Genomic DNA, 19,527 nt, shown 5'->3' with positions numbered 1-19,527 from the left:
CGCCTAATTGGATTGAGTATCTTATTTTTTTCCCAATGATTCTTCTCTTTTAAAATGTTCGTTCACAGAAACTGCGATTGCAGTTGGTAATCCCGCTTTTTGAAGTTCTTCGATGGACGCTTCCTGAATTGCTTTCACTGTTTTAAAGTATTTTAGTAAGTTCTTCTTTCTTACAGGTCCAACTCCTGGTAATCCATCTAAAGCCGAAGTGAAAGAATTTGCTCCTCGTTTTTGCCTATGAAACGTTATTGCAAACCGATGCACTTCATCTTGAATTCGTTGCAATAAGTAAAACGCCTCACTCGTCCTCTTTAAAGGTATTATTTCAATTGGATTTCCATAAAGAAGTTGCGAAGTTTGATGTTTGTCGTCTTTAGCGAGTCCCGCAATCGGAATCGACAAACCTAATTCATCTTCAATTACTTCACGTGCAACCTCCATATGCCCTTTGCCCCCATCAATTACTATAAGATCGGGTAATGGTAAGTTCTCGTTTAAGACGCGAATATAGCGTCTGCGAACTACCTCACGCATAGCTCCATAGTCGTCATGAGCAGCAGCTGTTTTGGTCATATATTTCCGATAATCTTTTCGATTTGGTTTTCCATCAACAAAGGATACCATAGCGGAAACCGGATCCGCACCGTACGTATGTGAATTATCAAATGCCTCAATTCGAAGTGGGATTGTAATGTTCATCGCTTCTCCCAAATCTTCACAAGCTCCAATTGTTTTCGATTCTTGACGTTCTATGAGTAAAAACTTTTCATTTAATGATATTTCAGCGTTTTTAATCGCTAAATTAACGAGATCTTTCTTTTTACCTCTTTGAGGAATAAACACGTTCACTTCTAAAAGCTGTCGAATAATGCCTGCATCAATATCACTTGGAAGTAAGATTTCTTGTGGTTTTAAATGTTCAGATTTACTATAAAACTGGCCAATAAAGGTTAACAATACTTCTTCAGGCTCTTGATACAACGGGAAAATAGACACGTCTCGCTCAATAAGTTTTCCCTGACGAACAAAAAACACTTGTACACACATCCAACCATTTTCAACCGCATATCCGAAAATATCACGGTCTGTAAAATCGTTCATTGTGATTGTTTGTTTTTCCATCGTCTTTTCAATATTAATGATTTGATCTCGAAATTCTTGTGCACGTTCAAACTCAAGTTCTTCTGAAGCCGCTAACATTTTTACGGACAATTCATTTTTCACTTTTTTGTATCCACCATTTAAAAACCGCGAAATGTTATCAATCATTTCTTTATATGTTTCCTGGCTGACGTCATAGACACAAGGTCCAAGACATTGCCCTAAGTGATAATAGAGACATACTCGATCCGGCATTGTATGACATTTTCGATAAGGATAGATTCTATCTAGTAATTTCTTTGTTTCATTTGCAGCAAATGAATTGGGATAGGGTCCAAAATATTTACCCTTGTCTTTTTTTACTTGTCTTGTAATGATTAATTTAGGGTGTTGTTCTGATGTGATTTTCAAATAGGGATATGTTTTATCATCTTTTAGCATGATATTATATTTCGGATCATGTTGTTTGATTAAGTTTAACTCTAAAATAAGCGCTTCAAGGTCGGATGAAGTGATAATTGTTTCAAAATCTACAATTTCACCAACAAGCCGTTGTGTTTTTGCGTCATGTGTTCCCGTAAAATAGCTTCGGACGCGTTGCTTCAACACCTTCGCTTTTCCTACATATATGATCGTACCTTGACGATCTTTCATCATATAGCAACCAGGATAGTCGGGTAATATTGATAATTTCTGTTCAATCAGCTCGTGCATCTAATTCACCTGCCAAAAAAACCGGAATGCCACTAATTCTAGTGCAATCCGGTTCGTTATTAGTATTAAGCATGCTTTGTAATTAATGCTGAAAGTGCTTCTTTTGGTTGGAAACCAACAACTTTTTCTACGATTTCGCCATCTTTGAAAAGGAGTAAAGTTGGAATTGACATAACACCATATTTACTAGCTGTTTCTTGATTGTCATCAACATCGATTTTCACAATGTTTGCTTTTCCTTCTACTTCGCCGCTCAATTCTTCTAGAACTGGAGCAATCATTTTACAAGGTCCACACCACGGTGCCCAAAAGTCTACTAGGACAACACCTTCTTTAATGTTTTCTGCAAAATCCTTATCGGTTGCATTAATAATAGTCATATAAATAATTCCTCCTTTAGTATCTAACTCCCTATTATTATAACATGCAGCTATACGCCGAGCGAAAAATATGCTTATATACCTTTTGTAAATCAACACAAAAAAGCCTCCTACAATTTGAGGAGGCTCGTTGTATTTATTTACCTTGAATTTTTTTAACTTCTTCAATCATCATTGGAATTACTTCAAATAGGTCTCCAACAATTCCGTAGTCAGCAACTTTGAAAATATTTGCTTCAGGATCTTTGTTGATTGCTACAATGATTTTCGAGTTGGACATTCCAGCCATATGCTGAATTGCACCAGAAATCCCTACTCCAATGTACAAGTCAGGTGTAATTACTTTACCTGTCTGTCCAATTTGTAAAGAATAGTCACAGTAATCTGCATCACAAGCTCCGCGTGATGCTCCAATTGCTCCGCCTAGTAAATTCGCGAGTTCTTGTAATGGTGCAAAACCTTCTGCACTCTTAACTCCACGACCACCAGCAATAACAACTTTTGCTTCAGACATGTCAACGCCTTCTGTAGTTTTACGAACAACTTCAGAAATGATTGTACGTAAGTTTGTAATCTCAACCGTAATTGAAGCAATATCACCCGTACGGCTTGAATCTAGTTCAAGTGGCGGAATGTTATTTGGACGAATTGTAATGAAAAGTAATCCGTCTTTATTTTTCACTTTTTCAAATGCTTTACCTGAATATATAGGACGAATGAATACCGCAGCATCATCTTCTCCTTCAATATCAGTTACATCAGAAATTAAACCTGATGAAAGTTTACTAGCAATTTTAGGTGAAAGATCTTTACCAAGTGCTGTATGTCCAAAGACAACTGCATCCGGTTTTTCTTGCTCATAAACTGCCATGAATCCTTGACCGAAGCCATCGGATGTATATTGTTTCAAGTGTGGATGCTCAACAGTAATGATACGGTCTGCTCCATACTGAATCATTTCTTCACCAAGTGATTGCACAGAATCGCCAAGTAATACTCCGACAACTTCTCCGCCACCAGAAATTTTCTTCGCTGCTGCAATTGCCTCAAATGAAACGTTACGTAAGACACCTTCACGTGCCTCACCAAGTACTAATACTTTTTTAGACATTATTGTCCCTCCTAATTACGATATCAATTTTACGTTCACTAATATTAAATTACTTTTGCTTCGTTTTTAAGTAGATCGATAAGCTCTGTTACTTGGTCGCTAAGATCTCCTGCAAGAACACGGCCAGCTACTTTTGCTGGTGGAAGATAGATTTCAATTGTTTCTGTTTTAGCTGCAACTTCGTCCTCGTCAAGATCTAAATCATCTAGCTCGAGTTCTTCAAGAGGCTTTTTACGTGCTTGCATAATACCCGGTAGTGATGGGTAACGCGGCTCGTTAAGTCCTTGTTGTGCAGTAACTAATAAAGGAAGTGAAGTTTCAATCATCTCTGAATCACCTTCAACATCCCGAACGATTTTAACGTTTGTGCCATCAATTTCAAGCTTAGTAATTGTAGTTACATAGTTAATGTTTAGTAATTCAGCAACGCGTGGACCTATTTGACCAGAACCACCATCAATTGCTACGTTACCGGCTAGAATTAAATCTGCATCTTTATCTTTTAAATATTCAGCGATAATTTTAGCAGCAGTAAATTCATCCATTTCATCTAAATCATCTTCTGTATTTATAAGTACTGCTTTGTTTGCTCCCATTGCTAGAGCAGTACGAAGTTGTTTTTCAGCATCTTCATCACCTAATGTGATGACTGTAACTTCGCCTCCATTTGCGTCACGCACCTGGATTGCTTCTTCAATCGCATATTCGTCATATGGATTAATAATGAATTCTGCACCGTCATCCGCTATTTTACCGCCACTAATCGAAATTCTTTCCTCTGTGTCAAACGTACGTTTTACTAATACATAAATATTCATGTTGCAAACCTCCTCAGCTTTTTTCGTTGTCATTTCTACAACTAATTCTCTTTCTTATTACCATAACTCTATTTCCCTGTGAATATCGGTGCTCGTTTTTCTAAAAATGCTTGAATTCCTTCTTTTGCATCTTCAGAAATAAAAACTTCTCCGAATGAATCGGATTCCGCTTTCACTCCCTTATGATACAACGCATGTTTCGAAAATTGCAACATTTCTAACGCTGCTTTTACAGCAATCGGACTTTTTCTTGCAATCTTGTTCGCAAGTTCCATAGTTTTTTGGAACAATTCTTCTTCCAAATAAGCTGTATTGGCAAGTCCTAACTGAACTGCTTCAACTCCAGAAATAGGATCACTCGTTAACAGCATTTCAGCTGCTTTAGGCATACCTACATACCTAGGAAGACGTTGTGTTCCACCAAAACCAGGAATTAAACCAAGTTGTAACTCTGGTAATCCAAGTTTAGCAGTCTCAGATACAAGTCGGATATGACATGCCATTGCAAGTTCAAGTCCGCCCCCGAGAGCCGCTCCGTGAATAGATGCAATTACAGGTTTACTGAAACATTCAAGTCTTTCAAAGACTTCCTGTCCACTTGCAGACAGTTTTGTAAACTCGTCACCAGAAGTAACTGAAGTAAACTCTTTAATATCTGCACCGGCAGAGAAAAACTTCCCTTCACCATGGATAACGATTACTCGAACCAAGTCATCGTTTTCAACTAGATTCAAAAGTTCGTCTACTTCTAAAATCAGAGTACGAGATAGTGCATTTGCAGGCGGTCTATTAATCGTGACTACAGCTACGCCAGCTTCAATAGCAACGCTTAAAAACTCCATATACATCCCATCCTTTTCACCCTGAATTTCTAAGCTTTCATACCTTTCATGAGCAACTTATGAACTTCAGGAGATAGTTTCATTAAATCATACTTTTGATCATTCATCACCCAAGAAGTTATTGTTTCATCAATTGTTCCAAAAACCATTTGTCTTGCAAGTCGAACATCGAGAGAGATATTCAGTTCTTCTTTATCAATACCTTCTTTTAAGATAGCATCTAAAAGGCTGAGATATTCTTTCAAAACTTCATTGATACGAAACCGTAATTCTTTATTTGACTGTCTTAACTCAAGCTGTGTAACAATGGCTAGGTTTCGATCTTCATTTAGAACTCGAAAATGATTGTCAATCATCTTTAATAGTTTCTCTGATGTATCAATGTCTTGATTCAATATGATTTGTACATTATCAACAAAAATCGCCATTTTTTCGCGAAACACTGATATCAAAATATCTTCTTTATTTTTAAAATAAAGATATATGGTTCCATCTGCAACATTAGCTTCCTTTGCTATTTTTGAAACTTGTGCTTGATGGTATCCATTTTCAGCAATTACAATTACGGCTGCGTCAATAATTTGTTTGTATTTTGGTTTATCACGTTTCACTTTTGTTTTTCACCCCATAAAAAAAGAAAATATGAATGAATCATCATTCATATTTTCATATTAATAGGTATAAGTGTTTCAGTCAAGCATTAAGTTACGAACTAAGGGATTCGTTGGCTGACTTCTTCTTTTCTTCTTCAATAAGTGTCCGACGTAATATTTTACCCACAGCTGTTTTAGGAAGCTCTGTACGGAATTCATATTGTCTTGGAACTTTAAATGCTGCCAGTCGTGCACGGCAAAAAGTGTTCAGTTCTTCTTCCGTTACTTTCTTACCTTCCTTTAGCACGATGAATACTTTTACAGTCTCACCACGATAAGCATCGGGTATACCTGCAGCCACACATTCTTGTATTGCTTCGTGTTCATAAAGAACTTCTTCTATTTCTCTCGGATAAATATTAAAGCCTCCAGCAATGATCATATCTTTTTTACGATCTACTACATAGAAGTAACCATGCTCATCCATATATCCTAAGTCTCCTGTTAAAAACCAACCGTCTCTAAATGTTTCTTCAGTATCTTGCGGCTTATTCCAATACCCCTTCATAACTTGTGGCCCTTTTACTGCAATTTCGCCAACTTCACCAAATGCTAACGGTTCTGCTGAGTCAGGACCTAAAATACATGAATCGGTATCTGGCCATGGAACACCAATAGACCCTTTTTGACGATTGTCTGACCACACAAAATTCGCATGTGTTACTGGAGATGTTTCTGTAAGTCCATAACCTTCAACAAGTTTTCCACCTGTGACTTCTTCAAATTTCTCTTGAATTTCAAGAGGAAGCGCGGATGATCCGCTTATACATGCTTTTATTGAAGACAAATCATATTTCTCAAGATCTGGATGATTTAAAAGTCCTATATAAATTGTAGGTGCTCCAGGAAATAATGTAGGTTTCTGTTTTTGAATCGTTTTTAAAGTAGTTGTTGCATCAAATTTCGGCAATAACACCATCTTATTCCCTAACATAACCGTTAGTATTAAAACTGTTGTCATCCCATAAACGTGGAAGAAGGGTAAAACACCAAGTCCGACTTCTTCGCCTTCTTTACACTTATACAACCAAGAATTACACATAGTCGTATTTGAAATAAGGTTTTTATGCGTTAGCATAACCCCTTTCGGTGGTCCAGTTGTTCCGCCTGTATATTGTAATATTGCTACATCCTCTTCAAAGTCAAAGTCATTGTGTATCGCATCTGTATTTGCTGTTTTCATGATTTCCGTAAATAAATGATTGATTCCACGATGTTCAACCTTTACCGTAATACCATGTTCCCTTTTCTGAATAAAAGGATATACAATATTTTTAGGGAACGGTAAATAGTCTTTAATACCCGTTACAATCACATGTTCCAATTCTGTATTTTTAACAACTTTCATTACTCTTGGATAAAGTAAATCCAACGTTATTATTGCCTTAGCACCAGAGTCTACCATTTGATATTTTATTTCTCTTTCAGTATACAGCGGATTTGTTTGAACAACAATTGCACCACTATATAGAATACCAAAATAAGCAATCGCATTTTGCGGACAATTCGGCAACATAATGGCTACTCTGTCACCTTTTACAATTCCAATTGAACGTAAATAGTTGGCAAATTTTAAGGAAGATTCATGGAACTCCTTATATGATACATCCTTACCCAAAAAATGGATTGCAGTTTTATCTGGATACTTCTTACTTGCCCTAGTCAGAAATTCTTGAAGAGGGATTTTTTCATAGTCTATTGTCTTCGGAATTTCTGTTGGATAAAGATCCAACCAGATTTTATTCGTCACTAGATGACCCCTTTCTATTAAGCTTTTAATTCTTTGAATATTCCTATTCTTAATTATAGTATTAAATGGGTGCGCTTACAAATACATTTTTTCTTAAAAATAAAAAAAGTACCTAAAAAGGTACTTTCCACAACAACTTTTACTTGTAATAGTTCTTGACTAGCTAGATGCACCAAAGCTTAACCAGTATATTCCAACTAAAACAAAGAGAATACAAACAACTATTAAAATTTTAGATAATTTCTCCATCGTGAACACTCCTAAGAAATACTAGCACCAATTACATAGGATAGACCAACTGAAATTGTTAATGAAATAAAACCAACCGAACGGTTATCGTTTTCAATTTCTTTATCTACTCTGAATTTTGGAGTCAGATATTCAAATAATATATAAGCAAAAACTAGTAACGAAAAGCCAAATAAGCCCCATAACATCATTTCAGATAATGTATTATGTCTTTCAATTGAAAACCTGAATATATTACATACTCCGAAGATTTTACCGCCTGTCGCAAGCGCTACAGCTATATTGCCTTTTTGAATTTGTTCCCAATTTTTATATGTTGTAACAAGCTCAAATAGCACCATCGATACAATGAGGCATAGTACTACGACACTAAAAAATCCAGCAGCTTCAACAAATGAATTGTTCCAAAAAGCAGATTTGATCATTTTACCGGCTCCTTCTGTCTTCGGTCTTTTCTACCTATACGGATACCGCTCCAAAAGGTTTCAATAATTATTTCAATTCGACAACAGTTACTCCGTGGCCACCTTCGCCCGCTTCACCAAAACGATAGTTTTTCACACGTGAATGAGTCTTTAAATACTGTTGAACACCTTGTCGAAGTGCACCGGTTCCTTTTCCGTGAATGATGGATACTTGATGATAATTTGAAAGGATTGCATCATCCAAATACTTTTCCGTACGGATGAGTGCATCTTCAAAGCGTTCTCCACGTAAATCTAGCTCCAGTAAAACATTCGAATCTCGACCTTTTACAGAGGTTGAAATATACGTTTTCTTCTCTTTTTCAGGTTTCACATATTGTAGACCCGACTCTTCTAGTTTCATTTTCAAAATCCCGATTTGAACAACCCACTCCGTTGCTGAAACTTTATCGAGCAGAGTACCCCGTTGCCCGTAACTGAGCACTTGGACCTCATCACCAACTGTGAGTGGTCGTACACTTGCTTTTTTAGTTTCCACCTTTTTCGGCTTTTCACCTGGTGCAGCATTTTCAAGTCGTTTTTTAGCATCGATAAGTTCATGTTCTTTTACTGAAGCTCCCGCATATAAGCGCATCGCCCTTAAATCGGATAGTACGGCTTCAGATTCACTTTTTGCCGCCTCAACAATTTTCCGAGCACGATCCTTCGCTTTTGTTTCCATCACTTCTTTTTTTGCATCAAATTCATTTAATCGTTCCTGAAGTTCTTTTTTCAATTGTTCTGTCTCAAGCAAAACATTATGCGTCTCTTCTGCATCTTTTTCAGACTGAACACGACTTTCTTCAAGAGAAGCGATCATCGATTCTACTTCCCCACGATCGGTACCTGTAAACGTTTTTGCACGTTCTATTATATTGTCTGCTAATCCAAGCCGTTTTGAAATTTCAAACGCATTACTTCTTCCTGGAACACCAATTAGAAGACGATATGTTGGACTCAGTGTGTCTATATTGAATTCAACGCTAGCATTCGCTATCCCAGGTCGATTATAGCCGTATGCTTTCAACTCTGGATAATGTGTAGTTGCTAAAACTCGCGCGCCACTTCCATGTATTTCATCTAAAATTGAAATAGCGAGAGCCGCACCTTCTTGCGGGTCTGTTCCTGAGCCAAGTTCATCTAATATGATAAGCGATTTTTCATCGTATTTTTTTAGTATATCTACTATGTTTACCATCCGAGATGAAAATGTACTGAGACTTTGCTCAATCGATTGTTCATCCCCAATATCCGCATATATAGACTCAAAGACAGCGATTTCTGAACCATCTAACGCAGGTATTGGCAGTCCGGACTGCGCCATTAAAACCGACAAACCAACTGTTTTAAGTGTAACCGTCTTACCACCTGTATTTGGACCTGTAATAACAATTGTGGTGATGTCTTTCCCAAATTCAATGTTGTTCGAGACGACTTCATCAACAGGAATGAGTGGATGTCTTGCTTGTGAAAGACGAATGTATCCTTCATTATTTACGATAGGTTTGGTGTATTTATTTAAAGTACCATATTTCGCTTTCGCTAATATGATGTCGATTTCCGATAATACAGTAACGAGTGTAAAAAGATCATGAGCAACTTCTTGCACTTTTCCAGATAACTCCATGAGAATTTTCTGCACTTCTTCTGATTCTTTTAATTTCAAATTTCTAATTTCATTGTTAGCCTGGACGACTCCATCAGGTTCAATAAAAACCGTTTGTCCTGAAGAAGACATGTCGTGTATCACACCACCATAATGAGATCTATATTCAGATTTCACTGGAATTACGAATCGATCATTTCGAATGGTGACAATCGCGTCCGATAACATCAGTGCAGCATTTTTTCCTTTTGTGTAGCTTTCAAGACGTTCTCTTACACGGGATTCTTGAATGCGTAACGATTGTCGAATTGAGCGAAGTGCACTTGATGCACTATCGACAACATAACCGTTCTCATCAATTGCCGCGTTTATTTCATGTTCCAAACCAGTCAATATTGGAATTAAATCTTTTTTCGCTTCAAAATGTGGAATTTCAATGTCTTCATCGGAAATAATTGCTTCGATGAACTGCCGTAAAATACGACTTGCTCGAATCGTATTCGCTGTTTCCATGAGCTCATATGCGCTTAAAACGCCGCCCATTTGTGCTCTTTTAGCATGTGGACGAATATCACTTATACCGCCCATTGGAACATTGCCTCGCAGGCGCAGGATAGACATACCCTCATCAGTCTCTTCAAGCAGTCGAACTACTTCTGAAAAGTCACTAACTGGTACCAACTTATCTATAAATGAACGTCCTGCTTTCGATGTACAATGTTTTGCAACTAGATCACGGATTTTATCAAACTCAAGTGTTTTTAAGACACGGGTTTCCATTGTCTTACACTACCTTTCATTTTTCCACAATTTCGCGGATGAATTTATCAAGTGGCCATGTATTTACGACCGTTTCTTTTTTCAGCCAAGCTTTCTGACTGTATTTTACACCAGTATCCATAAATCTCATTTGTTCAATTGCGTGTGCGTCCGTATTAATGGCTATAGAAACACCAGCCTGTTGTGCCAGAACCAAATATTCTGTTGAAAGATCCAACCGGTACGGATTTGCATTTAATTCAAGTATTTTACCATATTCCTTTGCCCAACCGATGAGTTTAGGAATATCAACTTTGTATCCTTCACGTTTCCCAATGATACGTCCCGTTGGATGAGCGATCATATGCACATGTGGATTTTTCATCGCTTTATGCAATCGTTCCATAATTTCATCTTCAGTTTGTGTAAAGCTGGAGTGGATGGACGCAATCACAAAATCTAATTCCGATAGTAATTCATCATCAAAATCAAGTGACCCATCTGGTAAAATATCCATCTCCGTACCACAAAAAATTTCTATGTCCGTAAATTCCTCATTTAATTCTCGAATTTCCGTCATTTGTTCCCGAAGACGCTCGGGTGTTAATCCATTCGCCACTTTTAAATATTGGGAATGATCCGTTATGACGATATGAGAATATCCCTTTGACCGACCTGCTTCAACCATTTCACGAACCGAATGCGCACCATCCGACCAAGTAGAGTGCATATGCAAGTCCGATTTAATATCTTCTAGTGTAACAAGTGTTGATATCTCTTCAGCCCGGTCTATTTCTACACCGTTTCGTCGTATTGCTGGCGGAATAAAGGGCAGATCGAAATGAGCAAAGAATTGTTCCTCTGATTCGAAAGTAGTTACGCTACCATCCTCATTTTCAACACCATATTCACTTATTTTCATGCCTCGGTCTTTAGCAATTTTACGCATGCGAATATTGTGATCTTTTGATCCAGTAAAATGATGAATGGCTGATGCAAATTGTTCTGCTTTCACAAAACGGAAATCTGCATCCATTGGATCTTCCAAATCAAGAGTCACGGACAGTTTTGAATCACCCGCAGCAATTGTGGAAATGATTGGCAATGCGCCAAGTAACTTCTCACGAACAATACTTGGTTCATCAGTAACAATGATGAAATCTACGTCACTGCTTTCTTCTTCTGTTCGACGATAGCTTCCCGCTACTGAAAAACGTTTGATTTCCTCGATTTCTTGAAGATGCTCCTCAACAAGTAATACGACATTCTCCATTTGCCATATAGGGAATTTACCTTCTCTTGTTCCTAATATTTCAAGTTCCGCTAATATGTTTTCCTCTGTCTTTTTTCCAAAGCCAGGAACTTTACTAACTTCACCGTTGGAACATGCTTCCTGTAGTGATTCGATTGAATCTATCCCAATCGCCTCATGAAGTTTCGCAATTCGCTTACCACCAAGACCAGGTATTTTCAACATCGGAACAAGCCCTTTTGGAACTGTCTCTTCCAACTCACGAAGAAGATCGGATTCACCTTTATCCATTAAATCTGTTATAACGGCACCCGTACCTTTTCCAATTCCTTTGAGCTTTAAAATATCATCCATTTCAGATAAGCTCCGTGGATCCAATTCAAGAATATTCGCCGCTTTTCTAAAAGCACCTACTTTAAAATGATTTTCTCCAAGCAGCTCCATATATAAAGCGATTTTTTCAAATGTACGAATAATTGTTTTCTTGTTCATAATAGACCCTCCAATTTTAAAAGCTCCCCTCCATTTGAGGGAAGCCATTATTTAGTATAAATAAACCACCAATTTTTAACTGTTTCAGATAATATCGGGGTATGTTCAAACATTGTTTTTGCAAGAATAGAATTCTCAATAACTCCTTGAACAAACTCTACAGGTAACATAGCTAACAAATAAAGCACAAGGAATATCAGAATATAAAACTCTATGAAACCAAATGCTGCTCCTATAAATCTTGAAATAAAACCAAGAACGGGTAAGAATTTCAGAAAATCAAACATAGAAGCAAATAATTGCAATCCAAACTTAACAACAAGAAAAATAAGAACGAATGCCAGTAATCGATAAAATGTCTCATCTAAATCTAGTTGCTCTACCGCAATAGATAATTTTGAACCAGCTGTTACACCGGGATAAGGAATCCACAGTACAAATTTCTCAGCTAGTACTTGATAATAGTTATAGGCAACTGCAAGAGCAATAATAAACCCGGTCATATGTATTACCTGTACAATAAGGCCCCGCCGGAAACCTGTTACAAGGCCCGCGAGTAGCATAAAAATAATTAATAAATCTAACATGTATTACCGTCAACCCTTCAACTTTTTCAATTGTGCTTCTAACAGTTCTATTTGCTCTTTTAATTTCACATAATCATGTACACTATTAACAGCGGTTAAAACAGCAATTTTAGTACTGTCAAGATTAGCGTTATGCGAACTGATTTCTCTCATTCGATCATCAACCAACGAGGCAACCATACGCATATGTTTACTGGATTCTGTGCCAATCATTTTATAGGTCTTTCCATAGATTTCTACCGCAATACGCGTTTTCTGTACGTCTTCCAATGGTTCGACCTCCCACGTAAAAACTCTGTATCCAATCATACCATGAAACCTGATTATTTGTGTATTATGTAGACGAAAGGAAGTTAAAATTGACCAATCAAGTTCTTATTTTAGATGAAAAGGGTATAAAAGATATTATCACTCATTATAGCATTTCAAAAATTGTACGCAATGCCCCAGGAGTTGTCTTTGCAGCTAAGTTACCAGATACTTCGATTACAGTCTATAAATCTAAGAAAGTGCTCTTCCAGGGGTCAGGAGCAGCACGTGAAGCTACGCGTTGGGGAGTCGCTCAAAACAAGACTGGAACAGAAACAGTTCAAACCAAAGGGGATCTGCTTCCAAAAAACTTTGCAACATACTCCGTAATAGGTTCTGATGAAACTGGAACAGGTGATTTCTTTGGACCCGTAACTGTTGCAGCCTGCTTTGTACGTGCCGACCAAATTGAACTTATTAAAGAACTTGGTGTGAAAGACTCCAAACAACTAAATGACGATCTTATGCGAAAAATCGCACCTGACTTACAGGCTACTCTTATCCATAGTGTGCTCACCTTGAAAAATGATAAATACAATAATGTTCAAGAAAAAGGTTGGTCGCAAGGTAAAATTAAGGCATTGCTTCACAATCAAGCTCTTAAACATGTTTTAACAAAAATGGGCAATGAAAAACCGGACTATATACTAATTGACCAATTTGCAGAACGCGGCATTTATTACAATCATATTAAAGAAGAGCAGGAAATCATAAGAGAAAACGTGCTTTTTTCAACAAAAGCTGAAGGACTCCATGTAGCTGTTGCGGCTGCCTCTATAATTGCCCGCGTGGCATTCCTTGAAGAAATGGACAATTTAAGTAAAATTGCCGGCATGACTTTGCCTAAAGGTGCTGGTGCAAAAGTTGACGAGATAGCGGCCCGCATTTTATTGAAAGACGGGGAAGCAAAATTAAAATCACTAACGAAATGGCATTTTGCGAATGCAAAAAAGGCACAAGCGATAGCCAATAAAAAAAGAATGTAACGAAGTAATGAAGTGTACGTACTAATTATTGAGGTGATAGTTTTGAAAAAAATGTTCTTATTTATTTTTATCGCACTATTTCTAACTGCTTGTGGAGCTAAGGAAAATATCGATACTGGTACAAGCGAGCCGCTTCCACCGGCTAAAGCAGAAGCGACTCAAGGAGATTTCATATATAAATTATCTTCTGAGAAAGATGTCTACGATGAATTTGGCGATATAGCAGTTTTTGCTGAGATTACTTATATCGGAGAAATGGATTCCATCGACATTTACCACTCCGCTTCCCCTTTCTCGTTTCCATTCGAAGAAAGAACACGTGGATTCACAGTTGACTACGCAATGAACGAACCACTCATAGTTACGACGTTAGAAAGAGGGATCACATTCCGTCAGAACTATGAATTTGCCGGTGGGTATAGCGATACCGACGACGAGGTCTACGTGGATTTCGTGGAGACTGTTATCAACGAAGGATTTCCAGAGGGCGAGTATATCATTCACGGCATCGCAGATTTCTGGACTGAAGATCCAGCAGAAGCAGCGGATAATCAAAAAGTTTATTTGAAAGCAGATATTGGATTTAATGTTGTGAAACCGGGTAATAGATAATACTAGCCACACACGAATGTTTTCGTGTGTGGCTTTTATTTACCAAGGCTTGGTTGGACGAACACGGAGATATGTTGGGCTAACGCGTGGCTTCGTTGGACTATCTTCGGGTTTAGTTGGACTAATCCAGTCCTTGGTTGCACTATCGGATTCTGGTTGGACTATCTCAGGGTTTGGTTGGACGATTCCGAATCTTGGTTGGACTAAACACCATTCTCCCCAATACTAGTTTTCTACAACACAAAAAGCCGCTAACAGAGTTACATTAGCGGCTTGCATTATATTTATCCGCGGAGCAAAGCCCCTGCTTCAGTTGTTAATGCATTTAATACTTGTTCATGTGCTTTCACGACTTCATCATCCTTAAGCGTTCGCTCTGCATCTGCATACGTCAACGAGAATGCTACCGACTTCTTACCGTCTTCTACATTGTCGCCTTCATACAAATCGAATAACTTCACAGATTGCAACAATTTACCGCCAGCATTTCGAATTACTTTCTCGAGTCTGCCTGCTGAAGTCTCGCTAGAAACAACTAGTGCAATATCTCTTGAAATCGACGGGAAACGTGGAACTGGAACATACAACAGCTCGTCCGTTTCAATCGCTAGCAATTGCGCAAGATTCATTTCCATTACATAAGTGTTTTTCAAGTCCCGTTTTTTCTGTTCTGTTGGATGGACCTGACCAATTAGACCGACGCGTTCCCCATTATGGAAGATATTCGCTGTACGACCTGGGTGCATGCCTTCAATCACCGCTTGTTCAAACGACAATCCTTCAACAAGACCAAGACTGTCCATCATTCCCTCTACGACACCTTTTAGTGCAAAGAAATCAACCATTTTCGTTTCTGCTTGCCATGCATGGTCGAGCCATTTTCCTGTGATCAGTGCCGCAACATGCTCAACTTCCTTAGGAAGCCCATCTTCTTCTACCCCAAGGAATACTGATCCCGTTTCATAAAGTGCTACCGAATCATTTCGACGCGCAACATTATAAGTTGCCACTTCAAGTAAATGAGGAATCAGACTTTGACGTAAAACGCTTCGATCTTCACTCATCGGTGTTAACAACTCAGTAACAGGAGCAGTTTCAAGTGCGAATTTCTGAGCCTGATCTTTTGATGTTAATGAATAAGTGAGCGCTTGATAGAGCCCAGCTCCTTCAAGAAAAGCCCTAATTACACGACGTTTTGCTTGATATGGACTGAGGCCTCCAGGTGTAGACTCTGTAATCGGAAGTGTCATTGGAATTAAGTCATATCCATGCATTCGAGCAATTTCCTCGATAATGTCTTCTTCAATGCGAAGATCTTGTCGACGAGTAGGAGCATCAATCACAAGTTTGCCGTTTATTGCTTCGGTATCAATTTGCAAACGATCTAAGATGGATAACATCTCTTCAAGAGATATTTTCATTCCTAACGTATTGTTAATATAATCTGGTGAAACAGTAATACGGACAGGAGTTTTATCAAGCTCGTCAATGATTACAGAACCTGCTAATACGTCCCCTCCAGCAATTTCCGATATAAGCTGTGCAGCACGCTCTGCCGCTTCGATAACACGCTCCGGATCTACGCCTTTTTCAAATCGTGAACTTGCATCACTACGAAGTCCGTGTTCCTTAGACGAACGACGAATTGAGGATGGTGCAAAATAAGCCGATTCAATGACAACAGTAGTCGTTCCATCATGAACCTCTGTATCCAACCCACCCATTACACCTGCTAGTGCGACCGGCTCTTTACCATTTGTAATGACAAGATGATGTGGTTTCAAAGTACGTTCAGCATCATCAAGAGTTGTAATCTTCTCTCCATCTTCTGCATATCGAACAACAATTTCACCTGTTTCAAGTCGATCGTAGTCAAATGCATGAAGTGGTTGTCCATATTCCATTAACACATAGTTTGTAATATCTACTACGTTATTGTGTGGACGAATACCAACAGCCATTAAACGATTTTGAAGCCATAATGGCGACTCTTTAATGACGACATTCTTTACAACTTTTGCAACATACATTGGATTATCTTTACTTGCATCAATACGTAACTTTAAAACATCTTCTGCTCTTTCACTCGACTCCGTGTAAGAGATTTCAGGAAGAGCGATTCCTTGTGATAAAATCGCGCCTACTTCATAAGCTACTCCCAACATACTCAGTGCGTCCGAACGATTTGCTGTTAAATCGAATTCCAATATAACGTCATCAAGACCAATTAGCGGAAGTGCATTTTCTCCTGGAACTGCATTGTCAGGAAGTACATAAATACCTTCTGCATATGCTTTCGGGACAAGCTTTCCTTCAATCGCAAGTTCTTGTAATGAACAAATCATTCCGTTTGATTCTTCACCACGAAGTTTGGCTGTTTTAATTTTAAAATCGCCTGGTAATACGGCACCTGGTCGTGCAACAATCACTTTTTGTCCTTCAGCAATATTGGCTGCTCCACAAATAATTTGTGTTACTTCAGACCCAACATTCACTTGACAAATATTTAATTTATCTGCCTCAGGGTGCTTTACACATTCCAATACATGTCCAACAACGACATGCGTCATCCCCATCGAGCGATCTATAATTGCATCGACTTCAATTCCAGAGCGCGTTATGCTCTCTGCTAAATCTGCCGGTGTTATTCCATCGATATTGACATAATCACTTAACCATTTTGTAGAAACTAACATAATTTATCCTCCTCAAGCTTCCGTCCGGTGGAATTGCGATAAGAACCGCACGTCATTTGTATAAAAATGACGAATGTCTTCCACACCATATTTCAACATTGCTACACGCTCAGGTCCCATTCCAAATGCAAAGCCAGACACTACAGCCGGATCATAGCCGGACATTCGGAGAACATTAGGATGCACCATACCGGCGCCTAAAATTTCTATCCAGCCTGTCTTTTTACAAATATTACATCCGTCTCCACTACATTTAAAACACGAGATATCCATTTCAACGGAAGGCTCTGTGAATGGGAAAAAGCTAGGGCGAAGTCGAATTTCACGTTCGTCACCAAACATTTTCTTAGCAAATAACGAAAGTGTTCCCTTTAAATCACTCATACAAATATCTTCTCCAATAACAAGACCTTCAATTTGTGTGAATTGATGTGAATGAGTTGCGTCATCGCTATCGCGTCGGTACACTTTGCCCGGACAAATAATCTTGATTGGCGCTCCGCCTTTTGATTCCATCGTCCGAACTTGCACAGGTGATGTTTGAGTGCGTAGAAGAACATCTTCAGTAATATAAAACGAATCTTGCATATCACGCGCAGGATGATCTTTTGGTAAATTAAGTGCCTCAAAGTTATAATAATCTTTCTCAACTTCAGGTCCTTCTGCAATTTCATAGCCCATACTTATAAAGAAATCTTCAATTTCCTCGACAACACGAGTCAAAGGATGATGATTGCCTGTACGTGCGGGTCTTCCTGGTAAAGTCACATCAATAAATTCATTCTCCAACTGTTCATTTATTGCTGCTTCTTCTAGTTTCGTCATTCGCTCTTCAAGAACTTCTGTAACAGATTCACGAATAACATTTACAAGGGCACCCATTTTAGGACGTTCCTCAGCAGGTAATTTCCCCATTCCTTTAAGTAGATCTGTGATGGGACCCTTTTTTCCTAAGTATGCGACACGGACGTCATTCAACTCTTTTACAGTTGTTGCTTCGTTAATTTTTACTAGTGCTTGTTCTTTCAATTCCTTTAACTGTTGCTCCATTCAAATTCTCCTTCCAAAATTAAAAAACTCGCCCCTATAAAAGGGACGAGGACGATTTCGCGGTACCACCCTGATTACCCTACCCGAAGATAGGATCTCTCAAATTGGAATAACGGTCCAGCACCGGCACACCTTTCGCAGATTTCTCTGGTCCCGGCGGCAGCTCACGGGGTGAACTTCAACAAACTCAGCCCATCTGCGTTTTCAGTCAAGACGCGGACTCTCTTTTTGGCTTATGTTTTGTTTACTTTTCCCGATCAAAGCTTTTGATTTAATTACACTGCTTACAATTATAGCCGATAGATCTATAATCTTCAACTTAGGAATTACTTCTTGGAATATGTGTATAAGAGAATTCCAGTAGCAACTGCAACATTAAGTGATTCTGCTTTACCGTAAAGTGGAATCATAACGACCTTATCCGCTGCATGAAGAAGTTGCGGATTGACTCCGCTGCCTTCATTTCCTACGATTAAAGCGAAGTCCGATTCAATTTCTATGTCTGTATGAGCTACTGCATTTTCCAGACCTGTACCTAGTATAGGAATATGTGCCTCTTTTGACTTTTCAATCCATTCTGCGAGATCACCTCGTACAACAGGAATGTTGAAGTGGGATCCCTGACCTGCACGTACCGTTTTCGGATTATAAGGATCAGCCGTACCTTTCCCTAGAATAACAGCATCCATACCCGCGGCATCCGCCGTTCGGATCATCGTTCCAACATTTCCCGGATCTTGTACTGAGTCGATTAATAATAGTTTCCGCCAAGTTGTAAAGTTCTCTTCTCCGTACTGAGGTTGACGACAATGTGCGTAAATACCTTGCGTTTGTTCTGTTTCAGAAATTTCTTTTGCAACTGCATTGTTCACTTCTACTCTATGTACATTTTTTATATCCCAGTTGCTAGGAATTTCGACATCTTCACGGACGATTAATGCTAAAAGTGCACCATTATTTTTTAACGCTTCCTCCACAAGATGAAACCCTTCAACGATAAATTCCTTTGAGTGATCACGTTCTTTTCGTGTCAATACGAGCTTTTTCCAATGCTTTACAAGTGAATTTTGTATCGATTCAATCCGTTTCATAAACA

17 protein-coding genes and 1 other annotated feature are annotated in these 19,527 nt (G+C 38.5%); of the genes, 2 read left to right on the top strand and 15 right to left on the bottom strand.

What is annotated here, in order from left to right; all coding sequences use genetic code 11:
* Window positions 1-21 precede the first annotated feature (21 nt).
* From uvrC to zapA, 12 genes are all read right to left on the bottom strand, one after another.
* Entirely contained in the window at window positions 22-1,815 is a 1,794-nt protein-coding gene (gene uvrC / locus ACFSFY_RS04020; RefSeq protein WP_381535879.1) for an excinuclease ABC subunit UvrC, read from the bottom strand.
* Between the two features lie 65 nt (window positions 1,816-1,880).
* The gene (trxA, locus tag ACFSFY_RS04015) at window positions 1,881-2,195 is read right to left on the bottom strand and encodes a thioredoxin (RefSeq protein WP_381535878.1); all 315 of its coding nucleotides are present in this window, start codon (window positions 2,193-2,195) and stop codon (window positions 1,881-1,883) included.
* Window positions 2,196-2,331: 136 nt separating this feature from the next.
* Entirely contained in the window at window positions 2,332-3,306 is a 975-nt protein-coding gene (locus tag ACFSFY_RS04010) for an electron transfer flavoprotein subunit alpha/FixB family protein (protein ID WP_381535877.1), read from the bottom strand.
* Window positions 3,307-3,350: 44 nt separating this feature from the next.
* Window positions 3,351-4,124, bottom strand: coding sequence for an electron transfer flavoprotein subunit beta/FixA family protein (locus ACFSFY_RS04005; RefSeq protein ID WP_381535876.1), 774 nt, complete (start codon window positions 4,122-4,124; stop codon window positions 3,351-3,353).
* Window positions 4,125-4,192: 68 nt separating this feature from the next.
* Entirely contained in the window at window positions 4,193-4,966 is a 774-nt protein-coding gene (locus ACFSFY_RS04000) for an enoyl-CoA hydratase (RefSeq protein ID WP_381535875.1), read from the bottom strand.
* A 29-nt stretch (window positions 4,967-4,995) separates the two neighbouring features.
* Window positions 4,996-5,577 carry a TetR/AcrR family transcriptional regulator gene (locus tag ACFSFY_RS03995; RefSeq protein ID WP_381535874.1) on the bottom strand — a complete coding sequence of 194 codons (582 nt, stop codon included), beginning with the start codon at window positions 5,575-5,577 and terminating at the stop codon, window positions 4,996-4,998.
* Between the two features lie 94 nt (window positions 5,578-5,671).
* Entirely contained in the window at window positions 5,672-7,369 is a 1,698-nt protein-coding gene (locus ACFSFY_RS03990) for a long-chain-fatty-acid--CoA ligase (protein ID WP_381535873.1), read from the bottom strand.
* A gap of 260 nt (window positions 7,370-7,629) precedes the next feature.
* Window positions 7,630-8,043 carry a DUF350 domain-containing protein gene (locus ACFSFY_RS03985; RefSeq protein ID WP_381535872.1) on the bottom strand — a complete coding sequence of 138 codons (414 nt, stop codon included), beginning with the start codon at window positions 8,041-8,043 and terminating at the stop codon, window positions 7,630-7,632.
* Between the two features lie 67 nt (window positions 8,044-8,110).
* Window positions 8,111-10,468 carry an endonuclease MutS2 gene (locus tag ACFSFY_RS03980; RefSeq protein WP_381535871.1) on the bottom strand — a complete coding sequence of 786 codons (2,358 nt, stop codon included), beginning with the start codon at window positions 10,466-10,468 and terminating at the stop codon, window positions 8,111-8,113.
* Between the two features lie 16 nt (window positions 10,469-10,484).
* Window positions 10,485-12,191, bottom strand: a complete 1,707-nt coding sequence (gene polX, locus ACFSFY_RS03975; RefSeq protein ID WP_381535870.1) for a DNA polymerase/3'-5' exonuclease PolX — start codon at window positions 12,189-12,191, stop codon at window positions 10,485-10,487.
* Between the two features lie 47 nt (window positions 12,192-12,238).
* Window positions 12,239-12,778: a CvpA family protein gene (locus ACFSFY_RS03970; protein ID WP_381535869.1), complete on the bottom strand. Its 540-nt coding sequence runs from the start codon at window positions 12,776-12,778 to the stop codon at window positions 12,239-12,241.
* A 9-nt stretch (window positions 12,779-12,787) separates the two neighbouring features.
* Window positions 12,788-13,087, bottom strand: coding sequence for a cell division protein ZapA (gene zapA / locus ACFSFY_RS03965; RefSeq protein WP_381535868.1), 300 nt, complete (start codon window positions 13,085-13,087; stop codon window positions 12,788-12,790).
* 50 nt (window positions 13,088-13,137) lie between these two features.
* Between zapA and rnhC the strand changes: the two genes are divergently transcribed.
* Window positions 13,138-14,073: a ribonuclease HIII gene (gene rnhC / locus ACFSFY_RS03960; RefSeq protein WP_381535867.1), complete on the top strand. Its 936-nt coding sequence runs from the start codon at window positions 13,138-13,140 to the stop codon at window positions 14,071-14,073.
* Window positions 14,074-14,115: 42 nt separating this feature from the next.
* Window positions 14,116-14,685 (top strand): membrane lipoprotein lipid attachment site-containing protein, encoded by a 570-nt coding sequence (locus tag ACFSFY_RS03955; protein WP_381535866.1) that lies wholly within the window; start codon window positions 14,116-14,118, stop codon window positions 14,683-14,685.
* A 284-nt stretch (window positions 14,686-14,969) separates the two neighbouring features.
* Here ACFSFY_RS03955 and pheT read toward each other — a convergent pair whose 3' ends face one another.
* The 3 genes from pheT to ACFSFY_RS03940 all read right to left on the bottom strand — a co-directional run bounded on the left by pheT (window position 14,970) and on the right by ACFSFY_RS03940 (window position 19,522).
* The gene (gene pheT / locus ACFSFY_RS03950; RefSeq protein WP_381535865.1) at window positions 14,970-17,381 is read right to left on the bottom strand and encodes a phenylalanine--tRNA ligase subunit beta; all 2,412 of its coding nucleotides are present in this window, start codon (window positions 17,379-17,381) and stop codon (window positions 14,970-14,972) included.
* Window positions 17,382-17,393: 12 nt separating this feature from the next.
* Window positions 17,394-18,431 (bottom strand): phenylalanine--tRNA ligase subunit alpha, encoded by a 1,038-nt coding sequence (pheS, locus tag ACFSFY_RS03945; RefSeq protein WP_381535864.1) that lies wholly within the window; start codon window positions 18,429-18,431, stop codon window positions 17,394-17,396.
* 38 nt (window positions 18,432-18,469) lie between these two features.
* Window positions 18,470-18,701, bottom strand: a binding site (T-box leader).
* Window positions 18,702-18,757: 56 nt separating this feature from the next.
* Window positions 18,758-19,522 (bottom strand): TrmH family RNA methyltransferase, encoded by a 765-nt coding sequence (locus ACFSFY_RS03940; RefSeq protein ID WP_381535863.1) that lies wholly within the window; start codon window positions 19,520-19,522, stop codon window positions 18,758-18,760.
* Window positions 19,523-19,527: the final 5 nt, after the last annotated feature.

Source organism: Sporosarcina siberiensis, from assembly GCF_042681925.1.
Taxonomy (GTDB): domain Bacteria; phylum Bacillota; class Bacilli; order Bacillales_A; family Planococcaceae; genus Sporosarcina; species Sporosarcina siberiensis.
This window is presented reverse-complemented; position numbering and strand designations above follow the sequence as displayed.

What these genes read in the sequence shown, in the direction of transcription:
- uvrC (WP_381535879.1), bottom strand. Translation starts at nt 1,815, where the DNA reads ATGCACGAGCTGATTGAACAGAAATTATCAATATTACCCGACTATCCT.
- trxA (WP_381535878.1), bottom strand. Translation starts at nt 2,195, where the DNA reads ATGACTATTATTAATGCAACCGATAAGGATTTTGCAGAAAACATTAAA.
- ACFSFY_RS04010 (WP_381535877.1), bottom strand. Translation starts at nt 3,306, where the DNA reads ATGTCTAAAAAAGTATTAGTACTTGGTGAGGCACGTGAAGGTGTCTTA.
- ACFSFY_RS04005 (WP_381535876.1), bottom strand. Translation starts at nt 4,124, where the DNA reads ATGAATATTTATGTATTAGTAAAACGTACGTTTGACACAGAGGAAAGA.
- ACFSFY_RS04000 (WP_381535875.1), bottom strand. Translation starts at nt 4,966, where the DNA reads ATGGAGTTTTTAAGCGTTGCTATTGAAGCTGGCGTAGCTGTAGTCACG.
- ACFSFY_RS03985 (WP_381535872.1), bottom strand. Translation starts at nt 8,043, where the DNA reads ATGATCAAATCTGCTTTTTGGAACAATTCATTTGTTGAAGCTGCTGGA.
- ACFSFY_RS03980 (WP_381535871.1), bottom strand. Translation starts at nt 10,468, where the DNA reads ATGGAAACCCGTGTCTTAAAAACACTTGAGTTTGATAAAATCCGTGAT.
- polX (WP_381535870.1), bottom strand. Translation starts at nt 12,191, where the DNA reads ATGAACAAGAAAACAATTATTCGTACATTTGAAAAAATCGCTTTATAT.
- ACFSFY_RS03970 (WP_381535869.1), bottom strand. Translation starts at nt 12,778, where the DNA reads ATGTTAGATTTATTAATTATTTTTATGCTACTCGCGGGCCTTGTAACA.
- zapA (WP_381535868.1), bottom strand. Translation starts at nt 13,087, where the DNA reads ATGATTGGATACAGAGTTTTTACGTGGGAGGTCGAACCATTGGAAGAC.
- pheT (WP_381535865.1), bottom strand. Translation starts at nt 17,381, where the DNA reads ATGTTAGTTTCTACAAAATGGTTAAGTGATTATGTCAATATCGATGGA.
- pheS (WP_381535864.1), bottom strand. Translation starts at nt 18,431, where the DNA reads ATGGAGCAACAGTTAAAGGAATTGAAAGAACAAGCACTAGTAAAAATT.
- ACFSFY_RS03940 (WP_381535863.1), bottom strand. Translation starts at nt 19,522, where the DNA reads ATGAAACGGATTGAATCGATACAAAATTCACTTGTAAAGCATTGGAAA.